The sequence below is a fragment of the Lysinibacillus sp. YS11 genome (assembly GCF_002896375.1).
Taxonomy (GTDB): Bacteria; Bacillota; Bacilli; order Bacillales_A; family Planococcaceae; genus Lysinibacillus; species Lysinibacillus capsici.
Genome location: NZ_CP026007.1, coordinates 2,026,147 through 2,045,484, shown reverse-complemented (window position 1 = coordinate 2,045,484; position 19,338 = coordinate 2,026,147). Strand labels below are relative to the sequence as shown.

Here is a 19,338-nt window from a genome sequence, read left to right as displayed (position 1 = left end):
GTGTTTGGATGAAAACATGGACAAAGACTATAAACATAAATGCCCCCATCGAAAACGTTTGGAAATTACTTGATGGCTCTTTAGCTGATATGCAGAAGATTATGCCACAGGTAATTGAAAACAAGCCTGTAAAAGTAACAGAAGAAGGGGTTGGCAGTATTTATCGCCAAAAATATAAAGAAGGAAAACGTATCGAAACGTATGATGTAGAAACATTGGAATATTCGAATACACCTGATAAAAAAATATTGAAAGTAGGCTTTGTACTCGCTAATTTGTTTGAAATTACGGCTTACTATGAATTAAATAAAATAAATGAAACAAAGACTTCCTTTACTTATTCCGTAACAAATAATGCGTTAAAATGGTTCGTCAAATTATTTTTATTGTTTGCATCGGACAAAGTAGTCGTACAATTTTTAGAACGGGTCAAAACAGTTGCTGAAGCGCAAGACTAGCACCTAAAAAATAAACCGTAGAACTCCCCTTGAGGTGAGCTTCTACGGTTTATTTATTACTAAAAGTCTGAACCTGTAATTTCTTTTAACTTACCGTTTTCTTTAATCTTTTTAAGGCCTTCATTTAACTTATCTAAAAGCTCTTTGTTCCCCTTTTGAACCATGAAACCATAGTATTCTTTTTCGAAGGAATCATCTTTAATTACTTTGATTTTGTCATTTGGATGTGCCTTGATATATTCATAAACAACTGAATTATCTCCAATCGCCGCTTCTACGTTGCCATTTAGCATCTCTTGAATAGCAATTGGTTGATTTTCGAAAGCAAAAATGTTGGGACTAGATTCACCCTGTAGCTTCTTGGCAGCCATATGACCAGTAGCATTAATTTGTACAGAAATCTTTTTATCTTTTAATTCATCCAATGATTGGATCTTTGAATCTTCTTTCACCACGATTAATAATTGAGATTCGTAGTACGGCTCAGTAAAATCAAATGTTTCCTTACGCTCGTCCGTAATTGTAATCCCTGCACCACCAATATCTGTTTCACCATTTTTAATTGTTTGGAATACAGGCTCCCAACCAATACTTTCCCACTTCACTTCAAAATCCATTTCATCCGCGATTGCTTGTAACACATCCACATCAATCCCTACAATATTCCCTTTATCATCAAGAGATACGATAGGTGCAAATGTAGCCTCAGTACCTACCTTATAAACTTTTTTACTATCTCCATCACCTGATGATGTATTGTCTTTCGAGCCGCAACCCGCTAAAACTAGCGTGAAAGCTGCCATAATTGTAAGCAACACCATTAAATTTCTTTTCATAGCCCATCCCCCTAGTATGATATTTTTTCCATAATGCGTATTATTTTTCGCAATTCGGAAATGTAAGACTATTACGTAAATTATAGTGACAATATTCTCTTTAGACAATACTTTTTTGTATAAAAATAATCATTTCTTTATAAATAGTATTATTCAATCTCGTTTTTAGGATAAAAAGGAATAAATAGTTAACCAGAAGCTATAAAAAAAGAATCTCCCCTCGGAAATTCTTTTTTGCGCATCTAAATCTTTATCGTATTGGATGTTCAAAATTCCAATTTGTATAAATGGCAGCAGCCTGAACTGGGTTTGAGGAGGTATCTTCTGTATAGCCGCCAATTAAATTACCTACTCTAAAAGTAGGCTCAAATAGCTGTTCCTCCTTAGGTGGTGCTGTCGGTCCATCTATTCCTATTTTGGTTTTATCTGTCACGACTACTTCCATACCGTTATCCAATGTAAAGCTCAGCCCATCTTCTCCGACTTCTGTAATGGTCCCTTCGATATTTACTAGCGCACTTGCCGCAGGAGCTGAATGGTCCGCAACAATTCTCTCCGTCAAATCAATTGGTGTATCATGATTTATATTTACCATAGCAAGGACAGCAATCACTGCACAGGCTACTAAGCTTCCAACACTAATTCTTACTTTTTTCATAAAGGACCTCTTTTCATATTTCATCATCTCTTCCTGCATCTTACGCTTAAATTCCTCAGAAGCATGAATCTGCTTCATCACATTCTTATAAGCATTCATCATACTTTGCTCCCCTCTTCTAGAATCGTTTTCAGTTTCATTCGTGCCCTTCTGAGCTTTGAGCCTACTGTATTTACGTTGATCTCTAATAAATCAGCAATTTCTGCCGTTGTATAGCCCTCGTAATAATGTAAATAAACAATGACTCTCTCTTCTGAAGGAAGCTCAAAAATTTCAGTAAGAACCATCTGCTCCTCTTTTGCAATAAAGGCCATTTCGTCTGTAATGGGTACCGTCTTCTTCACACGTGAGGACTTAAAATAATCCTTGCACTTATTAAATGTCACCTTTATGAGCCAAGCCTTTAAATGTGCTTCATGAGCAAAGGGCTTGTTCTGCCTCATCAGTGTCATATAAACCTCCTGCACAATGTCCTCCGCCTCAGCCATATTTTTGGTCTGTTGCACAGCAATTCGTATGAGGGTGTCACTATATGTTTGGACAATTTCTTGCACACTTAAGCCAGCAAACTTTATCATATTTTTCACCTAACCTCCTTCATGACATAATACGATTCAACTTTATTTATTCGTGCAACAGATACACTTTAGCTACATTTTAATAAAAAGAAGAAACCATTCATGAGACATACAAATGTATCCCCCTAATAAATTACTGAATAATAGCCATGCAAAAACCCGCAAACCGTAGATGATTTGCGGGTCCCTCTCTTCATTGCCATGCTCGATTGTTCCATTGCTTGAAAAATTCGTCCTCAGCCAAAATCGCTTCATAAATAGGGATAAAGAATTGTTTCAGAATCCCTGTCATCTCGAGTGTAGAAGTTAGCTCGATTGTAAAATGATGACGATCAAATAAGTCCACAATATACGCCTGCAATCTTCGTCCTTCAATAGTTTGCGTTTGTAGCAATTGTTGTACTTCATTTATTGTTTTTTCAGTCTTTTCTAATGCTGGGTACTGGTAAATTTCGATAAATTTTTGTGCCAGTACGAATTCTGTTGGATATGTATAAACCACCGCAGCCTTATTGTCTAGCAAGCTTGGAAAATTAATGGTCTTTGGTGTTATTCGCATGTTTTCTTTAAAGGTAATCCTAACTTCTATGTATACAGTCATTTTGCCCAATGTAGCTGGTATGCTTAGTTGAATATTGTCATTCGATACAGACGATTCGATCCGCTGTGCATCCCATTCAATACCATCCGCTGGTATTGCTAGTGAGCAAATTTCTTTAAAGGCCTGTTTCACTATATCATGTTGATGAACGCTTGCTTGCGCAGTCAGCGTGACTTCTTTGGAAGGCTTCACCAATCCATTTGTTAAAGCAAATAATAATAGATCCCCATCTAGATAAAATTGATCTTCATAGGAGGATATGGATAGACGATAAAGCAGTCTTTCTTGGCAATAGCGTGATACTAGCTGATCCATATTGTCTTTCCGTATAGCCATTTCTTCTAATTGTGTCACGACATTCGTCGATAGTGTGTCGATATTTCCCATTGACATCCCTCACCTTTTTGATTTTTCTGATTTTTTTATGCAGAATTTAGATTTTTACTAAAATTCATGCTTTTATTATCACTTATTTATGGAAGAGAGTAAACGGTAATGTATACCAAAAAGGCCTGTCATGGTTGGACATGACTGGCCTTAAAATTAGACAAGGGGCAGCCTCGCTGTTGCGAAACTACCCCTTTAGTATTTATAGGTAACATTCTCGTAAATTGTAAAAGTCTCAACCCAATCGTCTGGGGAATATTATCTTGAAACCAGATTCGTTTCATCACCGCGGTAAAATTCCACTGTGTGCTTTCTAACTTAAGCAACGCAAACCCTACCATCTTTTGCGTCCTTGCAGCCCCAAAGCATGCGCCAGTGTGAATAAGTATCTACAAAAACAAAAAGCAGAATGCCAGATTACGGAAATATGCTACCTAAAATAGCACGTGTTCTATTATAGCACCTTATACTACAAAAGTAAAGGTCTATAAAAAATTACCAAGGAATCTCCTTAGAGCATTTAATCTGATAACCCTTTTCAGTTGTCCATTGGAGAAGTGTTTGCCAAAAGTTTTCACAGGCAGCTATGATTTGCTGAGGATTCGTTAGATTGCCTGTCATGACCATTTCAGCTAATGCTTTTAACCCGTGTGGCTGATCATCCATCGCTAAAGCCTCAGGTAATACTTGTGCAGATGTTGTATAGCACTGCCTATGGTGTAATCCTACTATCATGGCACCAGTCATCGCTATTTTCATCGCCAGTATCGGCAAAAATGTGGTGGGACCCTGAACAGCTATGTTCCTTAATTTCCCCATGTATTCATACATTTCTTCTACAATGGTTTTGCAAATTGCTTCCTTAAATCGGGCATTCTCCACAGTGGCCGCTTTGTCTTTGAGTTCTAGAAAAAAGCCAGAAGGATCGTAAAGTGGCTGTAAATCGAAAAACTTCCCATTGGTTAATGGCCAATCTTCCTCAACCGTTATTGCCTCTTCGATAATCACTTCTGCTTGATCGAAATTAACCTCTGCCTTCCAATCTCCTGCTGTCCATTCATAGCTATAGCTGTGATCTAATTGATGACAGACACACTTAAGCTCAATGTCAGAAAACGGACCATCTGATTTTCTAGCCAACGAGCCATAAATACCAATTGCTCGAACATTTCCTCCATATTTTGCGAGAACTTGTTGCGCAATCGAATGGGCAATCTGCATGCGTTCATCACTTGTCTTTTTTCTTGGTCCAATCATTTACATCGCTCCTTTTATAAGTAAGATCGTTGTTATTGAACCAAGGTGGACCACGGGCTTAACGAGGAATTTTTGCTGGTAACATCATCAAAACCTCCTTTCATCACATTTCCTGTAATTTAATAGAGCATACAAAATCGATATGAAACGCTTCATGGCTTACAGATTGAATGTGACCCTCATATTTCATGTCATATAGTAAAATTATTGCATTATAAGCTTTCTGTAGTTCATTCCTCATTTTGGCTAGCACTTGATGTTTAAATTGCTGCGAATAGGAAAATTCATCACAAAGCAGTTGCTTAAGTTGGTTTGAAGCTGCTTCGTAAAATAGCGCTTCACAAAAATCCTCGTCGAAGGTTAAGCCGAAATCGTATTCAAATTGATTGTAGAACTCATCATAAAGTGCTTTAAACTCTTCCTCACAAGTACGGTGCTGATTTTCTGGTAAAAAAAGCTTTGCTAATTTTTGTGAAAAGGCTTCGTCCGTTTCATCTTCTCCCTGATAGACAGTGGCAAGATATGTATGTAACTGTTCTTCGCTTGTAAAATTACCAGCCCATATGGAAACATAGCCATTTTGTTCATCATCCATGACCTCATCCCTTTCTCGAATAAATCAATGCACCGCCTGAGCCCATTATTATTAAATGCTTGCCAGATGGCGAAAATCCACATTTAATCATGCCATCCAATCGCTGTAAATCAATAGCTGTCGCATTTTTTAAATAAGTATAATTAGTTGTATAAAGATAATCGAGTACTACTGTGGCACGTGGCCACCAAGGATAAATAACTTCAACCTGCCAGCCATCTGCTGTCATATGAATCCCATCCCCAGCTTCAAAGCCGAAAATAGATATTGTCCCCTGAGGCAATTGAAATGTTAAACGGTCATCACTCATTCTGTCGTAGGTTTCATCCACATCTCGTTCTCGATGAAGACGACGACCTGTTATAGGCTCAGTGATACTATAGCCAGAGCCACTAATTAACACAATGTTTTCCTCATGATCCCAACCGCAAGCCAAAACACCATTGGCAGCAATGCTCGTTTCATACGCCCATGGAATAGGAGGTTTCGTGCAGATCAACGACTGTGCATTCGCCAGCAAGTCTAGCTCAAAGGGAGTTCGTTTATCATTGTTCACCATATTATTCCACCCTCCTCTTTTATTACCATATACTAAAAAAAGGCTTGTCACAAGAACAAGCCTCTATACCTCTAACACACCATAATGAAATTTTGCAGTTATCCGTTCATGCTGCTGAAAGTCATAGGTCGCAAACCACTCTGAGCGAAAATGTGCCTTTAACACCACACGCTTTTTCGCTACACGCTTGGCTTCATAAACCCATTCATCGGTTAATGTGACGTGCTCCCCTGCTAGCCGTAATGCCTGAAAATTATTGGCCTCTTCTATAACCTTCTCAAACATTGGATCCATATAAACCACATCAAATGCGTTGTCTGATAGGGTTTTTAAATAGCGAACAGCCTCAGACTGTATTACCTCGATGTGTCGCATACAGGCAGTTAACGGTAGCTCGGATGTATCATAGGCTTGCATCCCCTGTCTAACAATAAACGCTACATTTGGATTTGCTTCCAGTCCCACAACACGACCTGCTTCACCCACTGTATAAGCCGCTAACATGGCATCTGACGCTAAACCTAACGTACAATCCAACACCGAATCCCCCACTTGAAGCTGTGCCGCTTCCAAAAAAGGCTCTGCCTCACCACGGGCCACACGCTTTAATCGAAACGCCGCAGAATTGGGGTGAAAGAAAAACGGCTCCTGCGCCCCATAGGCATAATACTCAAAGCGATTCTTCCCAGCGACCATCACATGTGCCTGCAACTCCTGCGAAATTTTGCGAACAGAGCGCTTGTTTCGTGGCTCAAACGCAGCACCTAATTCTTGACACGCAAAAGCAGCGAGCGCCATCGATACATCGTCTGGTCTGCCCGCTGTCGTCACAATCGTTTTTAGTTCTCGCATGTTTGCTCTAACACGCCAGTTAAATGAGAGACAATCTGCTCCACAGGGAATCCCTCAATTTGTTCACGTGGGATAAAGTAAGCCAACTCCCCATCCTTTAAAATCGCCATAGATGGTGAGCTAGGTGGCACATCCTCAAAATAACCACGCATCGCCGCAGTCGCTTCTGGATCCTGCCCCGCAAACACCGTCACAAGATGATCTGGCTTCACCGCTGCAATTGCCTCACGCGCCGCTGGACGAGCAAGACCTGCCGCACAACCACAAACCGAGTTAATCACCACTAACGATGTTCCCTTTGTCTCCGCCATAAATTCATTCACCGCATCCGCAGTCGTTAGCTCCGTAAAACCAGCCTCCACAAGCTCCTCACGCATCGGCTTCACAACCTGCTTCATATATTCATCATAAGCGTTCATGCTTTTACCCTCTTTCCTATGTATTCGCAAACCTTATTATAGCAAGGTTTTCTGTGAATGTACAAAGACATGCTTTTCGCCTGATTTCGTGGGTTTTCGGGGGGAATGTGACTTTTTTGTGTAACGGATAGTGGTTTTATTTGGGGTCGTTACACCTAAAAAATGAAATATATACAATCATAGTAAATTATTTTATGGAAATATAAAAAGCCCAGGCTCAAATTAATGAGTTCTCGGGCTTTTTCCAGTTAGTTTGCTAAAAAAAATAAAAGAAAAGCTAAATACTATTCATTTACATTCTTCTAAGAGAATATTATATAAACTTCAAAACTTACACAAAAAATAAATTATAAATTGCAATACTCACGGATAGTAGAAATACAAATATTCCTGTGCTTAAAGACTTAATAAAGTTTCTTTTATTTTCACTTTTAAAATCGAAACTTTTATTAATTACGACTAACCCTAAAAGTGCAAATGCCAGATTAATATATATAGGATTGAATGCACTTGGTATAACTAACAGGACCATTATCAATAATAAAAATTTGCTGATGTATTTCCTTTTTTGGGAATTCAATAACAAAGCCCCCTTTAATTTATATCAATAGGAAAATATAGTTGAATATTCTCTTTTAGCAATATATATTATTATATGTTATACCAATTAATTGGAAAACAGGGAAATAAATAAAGAAAATAATTACTTATGGTCTTAGTGCAACACTTGTGCTTTCTTCAATTACACCAGCTATAGCACAAGCTGAAGAAAACAGCGCGTACAGCAATCAGTTGACTCTTCGGAAAATTCAATTGTTGAAACTTTCGAGAACTATACAATTGAAGCTACAAAAAATGGTGATATATCAAAAGTATTGTTGAATGATGGAACAAAAACAGACGAAGTAATACATAACGCTTCCAACGGCGTAGTATTCCTCAATGGGGAAGAAATTTCTGCAGAAACAATGGAATATATAAACAACTTAGTAGAAGAAGTTCTTAGGAATGAAACTATTGTAATAGAAGAGCCCAGTGCTCCAACCTTTGAAGGCATACTTATTGGAGGACCTAATTCAGGTAATCCACAAATTGCTCCTGCAGCAGTAGTTGTAGATGCAGGATTTGGAGGTTCTGAATGGAAATACATTGCAACTCATGAAGGCTCTTTTAATGTAGCTGGCGCTACAGCAACTACTTTGGCAATTGCCATGGGAATTGTATTCTCTCTAGCCGATAAAAAAATTGATGGTGCTGTTACATTAACAAGTATTGCAGCAGGCATTTTAGCAAGTATATCAAACTCATGGACTACTGTTTACTATAAGAGAAAACACTATACTAGACCTCATCCAGATTGGCCACTTTTATACACACAAGATTTATCTGAAGTTCATATTTATAAAGACTCTGCATATAAAAATAAAATTACTACTTTCAATCTTCTTCATTAATTCTCAAACAATGCCCAGGTCCAAGATTATTAAGCACCTGGGCTAAAAAAATTATTTCATACAATTTTGTTGTTTTGCTCTCATTTTTTTTAACAAGTTATAATCCTAAAAGATCGGCTAGCTCTCATACTTGAAACGTGTGTCCTACCATCTATAATCACTGCTGGAATAGTTTTTGTATCACTAAGTATAACTTTCGCTTCTGTAATTTCCGTCCCTTTTACTTCCTCCAAGCCATTAAAAATGTCTAGCTTGAATTGTGCCTCGGAGATTCCCATACTCGCTAAATAAGAATACGGATCTCTATTGTTGTACCTTTTAAATTATCTGTATAATTCAGTTCTAATGCTGAACCTATCTGACGACAAACGGCTATTACAAAAGGATTAAAAGAAGCGTTACCCACAACTTCTACTTCTAATCGGTCATCTTGAACATCAACTCCAGCCGTCAATACTAATACGTCCTTTGGTACTTCGCATTCATAGCCAATACGTCGAGAAATAGGTTTATCATGATCTTTGATCATTCGTCTTTTTTTCTCACGACTCACCAAGCGTTGTATTAACCCTCGTTTTTAAGGTTTCTATACCTTTACGCTTTGCTTCATTAAATTCATCTAAAATCTTTGCCCATTTCTCCCAAGGAGATGCAAGGGCGTTTAAATGAAATCCACTTTTCTTTGCTTCAGTATTTCGAGCAATCCATTTCCCCTGACACGATTTCCATTCAACTTCTGTATATAGATATTAAATAGTAAATATACGAGAATATTAGAAGTTAAAGGTACCTATTGCATCTCCCTACTCAATCGCTATTTGGCGAAAAAGAAAATAACCGCAATCACGTCTATCGAATTACAAGGATAGCTCAATCATCTATTTGATAATGGAACAGCCTATAATACGCTACGCGGTACTCATAATACAGCCAAAATGTTATTTTCCTATGCCAAAGAATCTGGATTGATTGAAATGAATCCTGTGGAAGCTACTTTTGTGCCGAAGAAGAAAATGACGTTAGAGGAAGCAAGCAGTGAGGACACAGCGAAGCTTTATTTAGAAACCAATGAACTGAAGGAATTTTTAAGTTACGTGGACAAACATCGTAATATCATATATCGCACGTTAATCTACGCTATCGCTTTTACAGGAATGCGACCAGGCGAAGCTGTTGCCTTAAAGTATGAGGATGTGGACTTGGAGAAGAAGGTCATACACATCAACAAAACGGTGTATGCAAAGAAAAGTATAAGGGGTGACTTCGAGCTCACTCCACCCAAAACTGCAGGCAGCATCCGCTCCGTCGATATTGATAATATTGTAGTGGAGAAATTAAAGCAGCTTTACAAATGGCGCGAGTATCGAGAATGGGCTAAGTCCGACTTTGTTTTCGGCGATAAGGAGGGCATCCCCCCTATCGTCAAAATGCTCAACCAAACCGTCCGGCGCATCGGTGCACTCACCGACATCAACAAACAATTCCGCACCTACATCCTCCGGCATACACATATTAGTCTGTTGGCAGAGGCTGGGGTGGATTTGAACTTTATTATGAATCGGGTTGGACATAAGAATTCTGATACAACAACGAAGATTTATTTGCATGTTACATCTGGGATGCGCATGGCCGCTACTGAGAGGATGCATGATAAGTTTACTGAGTTGTTGGAAGAGTGAAGATAAAAATGGGGATACTAATTTCTTAAAGAGTATCTCCACATTTAAATTATTATGGTTTATTTATCTTTATTAGTGATAAATGATAAGAAATCAAATATATTATGTTTTTTAACAATTTTCTCTTCAACTATTTTAAGATATTTATGAATATAGATTTGAAATTTAATGCTATTTAAAATACATTTGCTAAATTTGTCAACTAAAAACTCATCGTTTTTTGAAAAATAAAACGTATTAAAGGATTCTTTTGTAATAAAAATACTTTGCAGTATTTCTGAAATTTCTTTTCATCCATTTGTTTAGAAAATTCTCTTTCTAAATCATAACAAACCTTATGACTAATCCCGAAAGTAAATAGTTCCAAATTGGAATTTTCGACTTTAAAATTATTGATTGCTTTTGCCAATAATGAAATTTCATCAATATCAAGTAAATTTTCTAAATAAAAAGCTTTTTTATGTATTCTATTTTCAATAAAATCCTTCTGATTATTAATAATATATCCTACATTTTGGTTAGCAGTACGTAACGCCCTATAAAATAACCCTTTATGTTTAAAATGAAATTCAATTTGCGTTTTTAAATTATCTTTATGAACAGCTTTTTTTGTAGTTCTTATTAATCCAGATGGGCTTAAAAAATAAAATGCTAGAACAATTATTAAAATTACTATTAGTGGTGAGGCTAAACTTATCCAAGTTTTCAACTCTTTGAATGTTGGTAAATTAATATTAAATATGTAACTAACTATCGGTATTTCATAAAATAATTGTAATATACATAATACTATTAATACGTTAAAAATATTAATAGGTAAGAACTTAATTAAATAAAATTTATAGTATTCTACATTTCCATTTATAAAGTATGTAGTTTCTTCATTTGTGTAATTCTTTACCTCTTTAGAGGGGAAACCTTGAATAAATTTATTAAGTATATTTAATAAAAAAAGTTCTATTTTATAGTTTTAATGAGATTTTTTAATTGTCTATTATTTAAGTAGTTCAATTGTTTTCGATTTAAAAATTCTTTTAATTTATTTTGTACCTTTAGCATAACAAAACTAATTTTTTTCAAAATAAGCAACATTATACCAACTGTTGCTAAATACATAATAATTCCATTTACAAGTATCATATTCTATCTCACTCGCTTCTTAAAGTGTTTAAATTAATTAGTAAAACCCATTTATTACATATATTATACTTTATTTTTAATGTTGCTCTAAATTTTTTTTAGACCTAAACTTTATTCAAAAAGAACTTAAGAATAAATGTTTACTTTCCGTGACTTTTTCTAAAAAACCAACCTCAAAAAACCCCTATAAACGTTGATATATCAAGACAGCATGAACGCATACATTCATCATAAGCATTCATGCTTTTACCCTCTTTCATATGTATTCGCAAAGAGGTTTTGTGTGTATGTACAAAGACATGCTTTTCGCCTGATTTCTTGGGTTTTTGAGGGGAATGTGACTTCGTGATTGCTCAATTTGAACAACCAAAGCTTTCATTATGTTTCATCGCTTCTAGTATGTATTCATATAAAGTAATATTTAATTACTAAATATACCAATAATACAAAAGGAAAAAGCCCAGGCTCAAAATTATTGAATACCTGGGTTTATCACAAAATTATTTACTTTTGGACTTTCTTATATTTCTTACATAATCCATTATTAGAAATACAACCATAGTGATAATACCGTACATTATCGTCTCTTTACTATCAAAATAGTAGTCCTCTTTATTATAAATAAACTTAGAAATGTTTATAATTATCGCACCGACTATAAAATAAATTAGAAAGTTTCTGATTAATTTCATATTTTATTTTTCCTTATTCACAATTAGAACTTCCTGGGAATAGTTTGTTCATCTTAGTAGAACAGCTTACTGAGATAACACTAAGATTTATTACTAAACCTGGAAGTGTTGCACCTGCAACTTTTTTAGGAAACTCTTTTAAAATTAATTTTGCAGCTTGTTTGAAAAAAATTCCATTGTTTCTCTTTTACCATGCCATTCACAAGCTACTGCAAATAGTGTAATTTGTGGTTCAGAAATTATATTAACGTCTTCAGAAGAAATTAGTAGGTTTTCTACTTCTAATCCCTCAATGATCGCCTCTTTCATAGAATTACCTTTTAATTCTGTCTCTATTATTTCTCTATCATAACCTACAATAACTTCTTTATTATTTTTTAAAACTGCTTTGTCAAATATCAATTCAAGTGCTTCCGCTAAATCATTTTCTAATTTTTGTTCTTGATTCATACTTTCAACAGTACTAATTGCATACGAACTAGAGACCCCTGAAAAAAGTAACGTTATTGTGATCATTAAAATAGTCATTAATTTATATTTTCTCATGAAATAAACTCCTATTGTAATCTATTTAGTAATAGTTGTTGTTTACTATAGTAAATATCCCTCGAGGTAATTTTATCCTAACATTCTTAACTTTTCTAAATCAACACTCAATCAACGCCATTTTTTTGGCGTTTATTATGTATATTTTGGTGTAATTTATAAATAAAAAACAAATCACGCCAAATCACGTCACTTATCCTTCCTTATTATTGGCGTACAAGGCATTACTTGTACATCTAAAGTAATATTTACTGTGAATTTTCTTCAAAAACCCTTGAAAACAATTTAAAGTTAGTTAGGTAAAAATATTCACATAATTGTCAAAATGAACAACTGTAAGTAGACAGGACTCAAGCCGTTCAAACGTTTCTGCTAACGGTATGCTTATAATATTTACATAAGTCATGCTTTTGCACCAAAATGCTTCAATCGGTCCGTATCATTACATTGACCAACACGCGACATGCTTTGTATCAAACTGGCTTTGTTTTCGCTTCGCTTAATTTACTTGGAGGTTCACTATATATGAATGGATGCTCGCCAAGCTGTGATGATTTTATTGCCGACTTTATGCTGAAAAAAGAGGGAATGATTAGTCAATGCCTCTTTTGAACGACACTATAAAAGGACACGTCCATAGACGCATCCCTTAGCTTGTAAAATTAGTTCTATTGGAAATTAAAAATCCATGTCATCGACCCAGTATTATTGTTAATATCTGTGTAATCAAATGTTATCTGAGCTTCTCCTGTACCAATCTTCTGCACATTTAAAAAAACATGTCCAGAAGGATTTGGACCCGTAATCGTTGCAGTGGCAATATTGTCATCATTACTTCTCGGATTACTGAAAATGACAGTTGAATTGTTTTCCCCTGTTATGGCAACCGTCAAATTCACATTAGTTGACATGGAATAAGGTCCACCAAATGTCCCACCATCAACATATGGTGGTGAAATATTAACTCTTGGTGTATCTGGAATTGTTACCGTTACGGGTGCTGACTTGTAAGCTACTACTCTAGTGTTATTATCTACTATTTTATAGTTTACCGTTACATCACCAGCTGTAACACCTCTTATAGCCCCTGTACTTTGCTGAATTGTTGCAGCTCCTGTACCATTTGTTACAGTCCAGATGATGGATTGTCCGACTCCTGGAGGCGTAAAATTAGTTGCTGCTGAGCCCCAGCCAATAACTGAATAAGGTGCTGGCACCATGGGTATTGCTGCTACTGTTGCTTGTGGATGAACTGCCACAGTTGTCGTACCTTTTTCAATTACTACGCCATTAGCATCCATTCCTACATACGTAATAACTGAGCTACCTGCACTTATAGCTGTTACTTGGCCAGTTGTAGCATTCACTGTCGCTACACTTGTTGGTTCAGCTACAAAACTTTTGTTTGTTGCTGTTGCAGATAAGCCTGCTCCTACTGAAGCTGTTATTACTTCATCCATTTGCAGTACTTGCGAATATGTTGGGCTTTTTGCTGTTGCCTCATCATATACAGTGAGACTCACAGAATTCATTTTACCATTACTACTTGTATACGAAATGGTTGTGTTGCCTGGTGTGTGAGCAGTAATTTCACCTGTACCTGAATGAACTGTTGCAACACCTGTATTGCTTGATGACCACGTTATTGTGCCTGATTCGGTTGTTTCTGCTGTTCTACTAGTAGTTTCTCCCAGTTGTAAAACAGATGATGACGTTCCTACGCCAGTAATCGCTGCACCATTGCTATGGGTCACTGTGAAAGTAACTGAAGCCGTTTTTAGTCCATCTACCGTTGTTGCTGTTATGGTCACAGTACCTATACCAGTCGCTATTACTTTCCCCTGCCCGTTAACAGTTGCAACGTTTAGATCTGAGGAAGTCCATCTCACAAGTTTATTTGTCGCATTTGCGGGTACAACATTTACTGTTAATATCTTTGTTTCACCAATTTTAAGATTTTCTATCACCTCATTCAGTGTAATCCCGACTACAGGAATTACACTTGGTGTTGGTGATGGAACTGAGTCTGAGTCTGAGTTTGGTTCTGGCTTTGGTACTGGTTTTGGTACTGGTTTTGGTTCTGGCTTTGGTTCTGGCTTTGGCTCTGGTTTTGGTTCTGGCTTTGGTTCTGGTTCTGGTGTTACTTTATCAATCTGCTTTAAAAATCGAGAAGCAACAAGGGCAACTTGTTGTCTTTCAGCTATTCCTTGTGGATTGAAACGATTTAATGTATCGCCTGTCATTAGGTTTGATGCTACTGCAAAACCTACCGCATCCCTTGCCCAAGCAGAAATTTTATGCTGGTCAGCAAAAGTAAGTTGTTCGCCAAGGCCATTAGTTTCACCACCTAATGCTCTAGCAAATAGAGTGGCCATTTCTTGACGTGTTAAACCTGAGCCAACGCCGAACTTCCCATCACCTATCCCATTTATTAATCCGGCTTTAACTGCTGCTTCGATAGCTGGATAAGCATAATGAGTTGTTGGAATATCTGTAAATGTTGGAGTACTTGGAGAGTTAGTTAGATTCAAATTCAGTGCTTTTGCTAAAATTATAGCAAAATCTTGTCTTGTAATTGCTGATGTTGGTCTAAATTCACCATCTGGATAACCATTTATAATGCCTTTTTCAACTAACTCGTTGATAGCATTTTTTGCATAGGAATTCTCAATATCAGAGAAATCAACTGCAGCAAAGGTGACTGTATTTATTGAAAGAAATGAAACGACAAAGCTTAATAAGAATACTATGCTAATAATAATATTTTTCAAAATAACACTCCTTAGTTTAGTTTGGAATAAGTATCTTTCATCTTCACTTATAATTTTTATAGCCATTTAATGTCGTTTCTATTAACAAACGTTAATAGTACTGTTAATTGTTTAATTATTAACAGCTTAGAATTATTCTTTGCTTGTACAGCGACTTCTCACTTTACTTAGAGCTCTATTTCACATCACAAATTACTTGTTAAATTGTATCCCTCCTATCAACAAACTCATCTAGTTTTAATAGGGTCTTCCACAATAAATATTCTTTACCTATTACTTTTTTTCCTTCTGTAATTCAATCCATCCGTTCAATATATATTGCAAATTTTTCATATTCAATATATGCTTCTTCGGCAGTGGTAGTTATGATAGTTTATATCCAACTGACTTAATACTGTGTTCTTAATAGTATTTCTCCACGTTTTTTCAATGCTTACTGGTGCCATCATCTGGTCTGCTTAAACCTGACAATCAATTACTAAAAAAAGTAAATATACTAAATCTTTTCAAGTTCAGTACGATAACAACTATGGAACTAAAAATGTGATTAGGAAGGTGATAATTTATCATGATGACGACCAATTTCTCTACTATGCAATATTTAATGTCACGAAAGTCCTCGTCTAAGTATTATGGGTTGACGCGACAAATGAGCAAGGAAGTTAAAGCTACATCAAAAGAGAATCAAGAAAAATTAAATAATGTAAATAAAATTCTTGAAGAAAGTAAAACTTCTAAACTATCTAGCAAACAAATTGAAACGTTAAAAAGCGCAGTAAAGCAAGGGTTATTAGGATCTAGTTCTAATCATTTAAGCCCATTAGGTATGTATAACTATAAAAAATCAATCTCAAGTTCGAATTCAAACTTACATTCAACTTTGAGAGCTTATCGAAATTCTATCTAGTTTTTAAACACCCTTTAACCTATTAGAGGGTGTTTTGTCTTGTAAGACAGCTTTCATATCATGGTATTCAATTAACCAGGTTCGAACATATGTATGCTTTTAAATCCTTTTCCCCTTTTAAACCTCCACTATATAAAAAGGATCACTTTCCTATCAGTGACCCTTTCAACGATTATTTAAAATTCTGTGGTTTTACCACTTTAAATGAAGCAACTTCCCCGCAGTTTTTACAAAAAGTCATTTGGAGTGGTGACCCTACCGCCATAATTGCGCCAATAGGTCGTATATTGCCTTGGCTTGTAGTACCACCCACCTGTCCAGTCGTAAAGGTATCCCGCCCACAAGCTTTGCAAACTAATTTTTCATTCTCCATTATATCACCTCATTTTATGTAATTTATGTAAATTATAACATATAAATATCTGGTATGAGCGATGAGCGGGTCTGACCCATCAAATCTATAAAATATCTAGGAAAATAATGAAGAAAATATTCTTATTATTTATTTTGTTATTGCTGGTAGGGTGTAATGAAATCAGTTAAAACGGAGGAAAAAACATTTGCATTTCCTGATGAAATCCTAAAAATAATAATGATGGGACAAGGGGCAAATCGTGAGGTAAAGACGAACATTTGAACATGACATCGACAGAAAAAAATGCCATGCAAATTTTAACTGAATCCCATCCAGATGAAGGGCCATTATATACTTTGGAAGTGATTTACAAAAATGTCTGGAAGGACTTGATTGATGTATGGTATTACGAAAATTAACAGTGGTTGCTTCCTTTAAAGCAAGACAAAGCTCTGAACGGACACATAGATTGAAAATATAGATACCCCCATTAGGAACCAACCATAAACTGTTCGCTGTTTTTGAAATTCTTGAATACCTAAAGTGAACATGAAAAAGCCTAAGAACAATATCATGAGGTAATTCAATTGGAAATCTCGTGTGATTAATCCGTAAGCTGCTAAAGATATGCCTGTGATGGAAAAAATAATTTTTAAACAATTTAACATAAATTCCCACACCCTTTTTAGTAACTACAATATAAATTATTTCGTGCAGTGTCAATATACTTAGCTACTTCTTTTCATTTTCTGTATACATCTACCTATACTTTCCTATATAGTAATATAAAAGGAGGTTGTATGGAAATATGTCGTTATTATTGGCATTTTTGGGTTTTTTAGGTTTTATTGTAGGTCTCGTATTAATAGTGATTGGACTTATTAAAAAGAAAAAAATGAAGGGCGGACTTGTATTAGGTATCTCAGTTGTTATATTTATTGTTGGATTCATATTAACGCCTGTTGATGGAACAGAATCAGGTAAACAAGCTGACACCCATGAAAAAGTGGAAACTGTGACAAAACCTAAAGAAGAAACCCCAGAAGAGAAAGCTGCTCGTGAAGCAAAGGAAGCTGAAGAAAAAGCATTGGCTGAACAAAAGGCAAAAGAAGAAGCTGAAGTTCGAGCAAAAGCTGAGGCCGAAGCAAAAGCAAAAGCTGAAGCTGAAAGAATCGCTAAACTAGAAGCTCTAAAAATAAATGGCTCTGGTGATACAGCTACGAAGAAATTCAAATTAGAGAAGGGTTTCGTTATTGTAGATGCAACTCATCAGGGGTCTAGCAATTTTGCTGTTAAACTATTAGACGCTAATGCTAACATGATCAAATTAGTTGTTAATGAGATTGGTAACTACACTGGTAAGAAAATTTATGCTGTACCCACTGGTGAATATCAGTATGAAGTAACAGCAAGTGGTCCATGGACGATTAATATGTCCCAAGAGATTCCTGCTGAGGTTGCACCTGAAGGCAAAGTTACAGGTACAGGTGATAGCGTAGTATTTATGAATATTTCAAAAGGTGCTAAAACCGTTGCTTTCACGCATGACGGCTCTAGGAATTTTGTAGTGAAAGCTAATGACAGCGTTTTATTAGCTAATGAAATTGGTACTTACAGTGGCTCAAAAGTTCAAAAAGTAGAGGATACTTCAATTTACTACTTTGATATAACGGCTGATGGGAATTGGTCTATGACATTTGAATAAATATCTGTTTAAGTAAATTTATCGCCAATACAGAAAGGAAGCGTCGTAAATGAAACAGTGGCGACATAGTAAGAGTTTTGTTATCTCTTGGTATGCTTTACTTTTAATTTGGATTATCATGCCAATTTATTTGTCGATTCCAAGTATCATCACTATTTTATTCATCATGTTTTCAGCATTTGGAGCCTGTGTGAATCACATTAAATATATCAAAAGAAGTAAAAGGCCATATGTCAAAATTATTGATTTAAACAAATAAAATTCTCTATAAAAAAAGGCATATGCTCATCCACAGATCGGACATATGCCTTTATTTCTTAAACTCTTAACGATCCACGGAAGCCTCTTGCTGCGTAGTAGGATTCTGCGCCATTGTGATACATAAAGACCATGTCATAGCGACGGTCGCAGAAGATGGCACCGCCTAGTTTGCGAATGTTGTCAGGTGTTTGTACCCAGCTTGATGTTTTTAAATCGAACTTGCCAAGCTCCTGTAGTTGGCGATATTGCTCCTCTGTTAACAGCTTAATGCCCATTTCCTTGGCAACATCCATAGCCGTATTTTCAGGCTTGTGATTTTTTCTAGATTCCCATGCTTCACGGTCATAACATAAACTTCTGCGACCTTTAGGACTTTCCGCAGAACAATCATAAAAAATGAACTCGTCCGTGTTTGCATCATAACCTACTACATCTGGTTCACCGCCTGTTGCCTCCATTTCGTGGAGCGACCATAGTTTCTCCCTATTAGCCTCTAGCCTAGCTTGGACATTTGCCCAATCAAGCCCTTCATGACGAGATGTATTTTTCTCGAAGCGAACTTGCAAAGTATTGATTAGTTCCTCGGTTTGCTCTTGTGATAATTCTTTCGTTGACATTGTTGTCTTCC

The 19,338-nt window shown here is 36.1% G+C and carries 24 protein-coding genes; 7 read left to right on the top strand and 17 right to left on the bottom strand.

Annotated features, from left to right (window positions below; genetic code table 11):
* Positions 1-8: 8 nt before the first annotated feature.
* Positions 9-458, top strand: coding sequence for an SRPBCC family protein (locus LBYS11_RS10035; protein WP_103118023.1), 450 nt, complete (start codon positions 9-11; stop codon positions 456-458).
* Between the two features lie 59 nt (positions 459-517).
* Here the strand turns inward: LBYS11_RS10035 and LBYS11_RS10030 are convergent, their stop codons facing one another.
* The 9 genes from LBYS11_RS10030 to LBYS11_RS09985 form a co-directional block, all read right to left on the bottom strand.
* Positions 518-1,294, bottom strand: coding sequence for a basic amino acid ABC transporter substrate-binding protein (locus LBYS11_RS10030; RefSeq protein ID WP_004228443.1), 777 nt, complete (start codon positions 1,292-1,294; stop codon positions 518-520).
* A 250-nt stretch (positions 1,295-1,544) separates the two neighbouring features.
* Positions 1,545-2,054 (bottom strand): hypothetical protein, encoded by a 510-nt coding sequence (locus LBYS11_RS10025; protein WP_066037867.1) that lies wholly within the window; start codon positions 2,052-2,054, stop codon positions 1,545-1,547.
* The gene (locus LBYS11_RS10020) at positions 2,051-2,530 is read right to left on the bottom strand and encodes an RNA polymerase sigma factor (protein ID WP_004228445.1); all 480 of its coding nucleotides are present in this window, start codon (positions 2,528-2,530) and stop codon (positions 2,051-2,053) included. Before LBYS11_RS10020 ends, LBYS11_RS10025 begins: the two co-directional genes overlap by 4 nt.
* Before the next feature lie 193 nt (positions 2,531-2,723).
* A complete protein-coding gene (locus LBYS11_RS10015) occupies positions 2,724-3,518 on the bottom strand; it encodes a nucleotidyl transferase AbiEii/AbiGii toxin family protein (RefSeq protein ID WP_103118022.1) in 795 nt (264 codons plus the stop codon).
* 495 nt (positions 3,519-4,013) lie between these two features.
* Complete coding sequence (locus LBYS11_RS10005) at positions 4,014-4,775, bottom strand: ANT(4')-I family aminoglycoside nucleotidyltransferase (protein WP_103118020.1); 762 nt, start codon at positions 4,773-4,775, stop codon at positions 4,014-4,016.
* Between the two features lie 103 nt (positions 4,776-4,878).
* On the bottom strand, positions 4,879-5,370 hold the full coding sequence (locus LBYS11_RS10000; protein ID WP_103118019.1) for an immunity 22 family protein: 492 nt from the start codon (positions 5,368-5,370) through the stop codon (positions 4,879-4,881).
* A 4-nt stretch (positions 5,371-5,374) separates the two neighbouring features.
* On the bottom strand, positions 5,375-5,929 hold the full coding sequence (locus LBYS11_RS09995) for a hypothetical protein (RefSeq protein ID WP_103118018.1): 555 nt from the start codon (positions 5,927-5,929) through the stop codon (positions 5,375-5,377).
* A gap of 63 nt (positions 5,930-5,992) precedes the next feature.
* Positions 5,993-6,781, bottom strand: coding sequence for a class I SAM-dependent methyltransferase (locus tag LBYS11_RS09990; protein ID WP_103118017.1), 789 nt, complete (start codon positions 6,779-6,781; stop codon positions 5,993-5,995).
* Positions 6,769-7,200, bottom strand: coding sequence for a BrxA/BrxB family bacilliredoxin (locus tag LBYS11_RS09985; RefSeq protein WP_004228455.1), 432 nt, complete (start codon positions 7,198-7,200; stop codon positions 6,769-6,771). The genes LBYS11_RS09990 and LBYS11_RS09985 overlap by 13 nt, the downstream gene beginning before the upstream one ends.
* A gap of 878 nt (positions 7,201-8,078) precedes the next feature.
* Here LBYS11_RS09985 and LBYS11_RS09975 point away from each other — a divergent pair.
* The gene (locus LBYS11_RS09975; protein ID WP_158539211.1) at positions 8,079-8,654 is read left to right on the top strand and encodes a hypothetical protein; all 576 of its coding nucleotides are present in this window, start codon (positions 8,079-8,081) and stop codon (positions 8,652-8,654) included.
* Between the two features lie 283 nt (positions 8,655-8,937).
* Here the strand turns inward: LBYS11_RS09975 and LBYS11_RS23960 are convergent, their stop codons facing one another.
* The gene (locus LBYS11_RS23960; RefSeq protein WP_199768309.1) at positions 8,938-9,183 is read right to left on the bottom strand and encodes a terminase gpA endonuclease subunit; all 246 of its coding nucleotides are present in this window, start codon (positions 9,181-9,183) and stop codon (positions 8,938-8,940) included.
* A 13-nt stretch (positions 9,184-9,196) separates the two neighbouring features.
* Positions 9,197-9,358: a terminase gpA endonuclease subunit gene (locus LBYS11_RS24115; RefSeq protein WP_115674642.1), complete on the bottom strand. Its 162-nt coding sequence runs from the start codon at positions 9,356-9,358 to the stop codon at positions 9,197-9,199.
* Positions 9,359-9,589: 231 nt separating this feature from the next.
* Here LBYS11_RS24115 and LBYS11_RS09965 point away from each other — a divergent pair, with 231 nt between their 5' ends.
* Positions 9,590-10,333 (top strand): site-specific integrase, encoded by a 744-nt coding sequence (locus tag LBYS11_RS09965; RefSeq protein WP_103118014.1) that lies wholly within the window; start codon positions 9,590-9,592, stop codon positions 10,331-10,333.
* Positions 10,334-10,535: 202 nt separating this feature from the next.
* Here the strand turns inward: LBYS11_RS09965 and LBYS11_RS09960 are convergent, their stop codons facing one another.
* From LBYS11_RS09960 to LBYS11_RS09940, 3 genes are all read right to left on the bottom strand, one after another.
* Entirely contained in the window at positions 10,536-11,042 is a 507-nt protein-coding gene (locus LBYS11_RS09960; RefSeq protein WP_103118013.1) for a hypothetical protein, read from the bottom strand.
* A gap of 1,267 nt (positions 11,043-12,309) precedes the next feature.
* Positions 12,310-12,711: a hypothetical protein gene (locus tag LBYS11_RS09945; RefSeq protein WP_103118011.1), complete on the bottom strand. Its 402-nt coding sequence runs from the start codon at positions 12,709-12,711 to the stop codon at positions 12,310-12,312.
* A gap of 668 nt (positions 12,712-13,379) precedes the next feature.
* Entirely contained in the window at positions 13,380-15,482 is a 2,103-nt protein-coding gene (locus LBYS11_RS09940) for an Ig-like domain-containing protein (RefSeq protein WP_158651946.1), read from the bottom strand.
* Positions 15,483-16,131: 649 nt separating this feature from the next.
* Between LBYS11_RS09940 and LBYS11_RS09935 the strand changes: the two genes are divergently transcribed.
* Positions 16,132-16,389: a hypothetical protein gene (locus LBYS11_RS09935; RefSeq protein WP_233732672.1), complete on the top strand. Its 258-nt coding sequence runs from the start codon at positions 16,132-16,134 to the stop codon at positions 16,387-16,389.
* A gap of 172 nt (positions 16,390-16,561) precedes the next feature.
* On the opposite strand, the gene LBYS11_RS09930 is transcribed toward LBYS11_RS09935, so the two are convergent.
* Complete coding sequence (locus tag LBYS11_RS09930; protein ID WP_103118008.1) at positions 16,562-16,762, bottom strand: hypothetical protein; 201 nt, start codon at positions 16,760-16,762, stop codon at positions 16,562-16,564.
* Between the two features lie 266 nt (positions 16,763-17,028).
* Between LBYS11_RS09930 and LBYS11_RS23955 the strand changes: the two genes are divergently transcribed.
* Entirely contained in the window at positions 17,029-17,163 is a 135-nt protein-coding gene (locus LBYS11_RS23955) for a hypothetical protein (protein ID WP_255409663.1), read from the top strand.
* A gap of 15 nt (positions 17,164-17,178) precedes the next feature.
* Here the strand turns inward: LBYS11_RS23955 and LBYS11_RS23590 are convergent, their stop codons facing one another.
* Positions 17,179-17,319 carry a DUF3953 domain-containing protein gene (locus tag LBYS11_RS23590; protein WP_255409669.1) on the bottom strand — a complete coding sequence of 47 codons (141 nt, stop codon included), beginning with the start codon at positions 17,317-17,319 and terminating at the stop codon, positions 17,179-17,181.
* Positions 17,320-17,552: 233 nt separating this feature from the next.
* Between LBYS11_RS23590 and LBYS11_RS09915 the strand changes: the two genes are divergently transcribed.
* Together LBYS11_RS09915 and LBYS11_RS09910 are read left to right on the top strand one after the other, a co-directional pair.
* Positions 17,553-18,449: a hypothetical protein gene (locus LBYS11_RS09915; protein ID WP_103118006.1), complete on the top strand. Its 897-nt coding sequence runs from the start codon at positions 17,553-17,555 to the stop codon at positions 18,447-18,449.
* A 49-nt stretch (positions 18,450-18,498) separates the two neighbouring features.
* Entirely contained in the window at positions 18,499-18,708 is a 210-nt protein-coding gene (locus LBYS11_RS09910) for a hypothetical protein (RefSeq protein ID WP_048393776.1), read from the top strand.
* 58 nt (positions 18,709-18,766) lie between these two features.
* Here the strand turns inward: LBYS11_RS09910 and LBYS11_RS09905 are convergent, their stop codons facing one another.
* Positions 18,767-19,327, bottom strand: a complete 561-nt coding sequence (locus tag LBYS11_RS09905) for a DUF4256 domain-containing protein (protein ID WP_103118005.1) — start codon at positions 19,325-19,327, stop codon at positions 18,767-18,769.
* Between the last annotated feature and the right edge of the window lie 11 nt (positions 19,328-19,338).

Bases quoted from the DNA above. Each gene is read 5' to 3' on its own strand.
- LBYS11_RS10035 (WP_103118023.1), top strand. From the start codon at position 9: ATGAAAACATGGACAAAGACTATAAACATAAATGCCCCCATCGAAAAC.
- LBYS11_RS10030 (WP_004228443.1), bottom strand. From the start codon at position 1,294: ATGAAAAGAAATTTAATGGTGTTGCTTACAATTATGGCAGCTTTCACG.
- LBYS11_RS10025 (WP_066037867.1), bottom strand. From the start codon at position 2,054: ATGATGAATGCTTATAAGAATGTGATGAAGCAGATTCATGCTTCTGAG.
- LBYS11_RS10020 (WP_004228445.1), bottom strand. From the start codon at position 2,530: ATGATAAAGTTTGCTGGCTTAAGTGTGCAAGAAATTGTCCAAACATAT.
- LBYS11_RS10015 (WP_103118022.1), bottom strand. From the start codon at position 3,518: ATGGGAAATATCGACACACTATCGACGAATGTCGTGACACAATTAGAA.
- LBYS11_RS10005 (WP_103118020.1), bottom strand. From the start codon at position 4,775: ATGATTGGACCAAGAAAAAAGACAAGTGATGAACGCATGCAGATTGCC.
- LBYS11_RS10000 (WP_103118019.1), bottom strand. From the start codon at position 5,370: ATGGATGATGAACAAAATGGCTATGTTTCCATATGGGCTGGTAATTTT.
- LBYS11_RS09995 (WP_103118018.1), bottom strand. From the start codon at position 5,929: ATGGTGAACAATGATAAACGAACTCCCTTTGAGCTAGACTTGCTGGCG.
- LBYS11_RS09990 (WP_103118017.1), bottom strand. From the start codon at position 6,781: ATGCGAGAACTAAAAACGATTGTGACGACAGCGGGCAGACCAGACGAT.
- LBYS11_RS09985 (WP_004228455.1), bottom strand. From the start codon at position 7,200: ATGAACGCTTATGATGAATATATGAAGCAGGTTGTGAAGCCGATGCGT.
- LBYS11_RS23960 (WP_199768309.1), bottom strand. From the start codon at position 9,183: ATGATCAAAGATCATGATAAACCTATTTCTCGACGTATTGGCTATGAA.
- LBYS11_RS09965 (WP_103118014.1), top strand. From the start codon at position 9,590: ATGTTATTTTCCTATGCCAAAGAATCTGGATTGATTGAAATGAATCCT.
- LBYS11_RS09945 (WP_103118011.1), bottom strand. From the start codon at position 12,711: ATGAGAAAATATAAATTAATGACTATTTTAATGATCACAATAACGTTA.
- LBYS11_RS09935 (WP_233732672.1), top strand. From the start codon at position 16,132: ATGAGCAAGGAAGTTAAAGCTACATCAAAAGAGAATCAAGAAAAATTA.
- LBYS11_RS09930 (WP_103118008.1), bottom strand. From the start codon at position 16,762: ATGGAGAATGAAAAATTAGTTTGCAAAGCTTGTGGGCGGGATACCTTT.
- LBYS11_RS23955 (WP_255409663.1), top strand. From the start codon at position 17,029: ATGACATCGACAGAAAAAAATGCCATGCAAATTTTAACTGAATCCCAT.
- LBYS11_RS23590 (WP_255409669.1), bottom strand. From the start codon at position 17,319: ATGATATTGTTCTTAGGCTTTTTCATGTTCACTTTAGGTATTCAAGAA.
- LBYS11_RS09915 (WP_103118006.1), top strand. From the start codon at position 17,553: ATGTCGTTATTATTGGCATTTTTGGGTTTTTTAGGTTTTATTGTAGGT.
- LBYS11_RS09910 (WP_048393776.1), top strand. From the start codon at position 18,499: ATGAAACAGTGGCGACATAGTAAGAGTTTTGTTATCTCTTGGTATGCT.
- LBYS11_RS09905 (WP_103118005.1), bottom strand. From the start codon at position 19,327: ATGTCAACGAAAGAATTATCACAAGAGCAAACCGAGGAACTAATCAAT.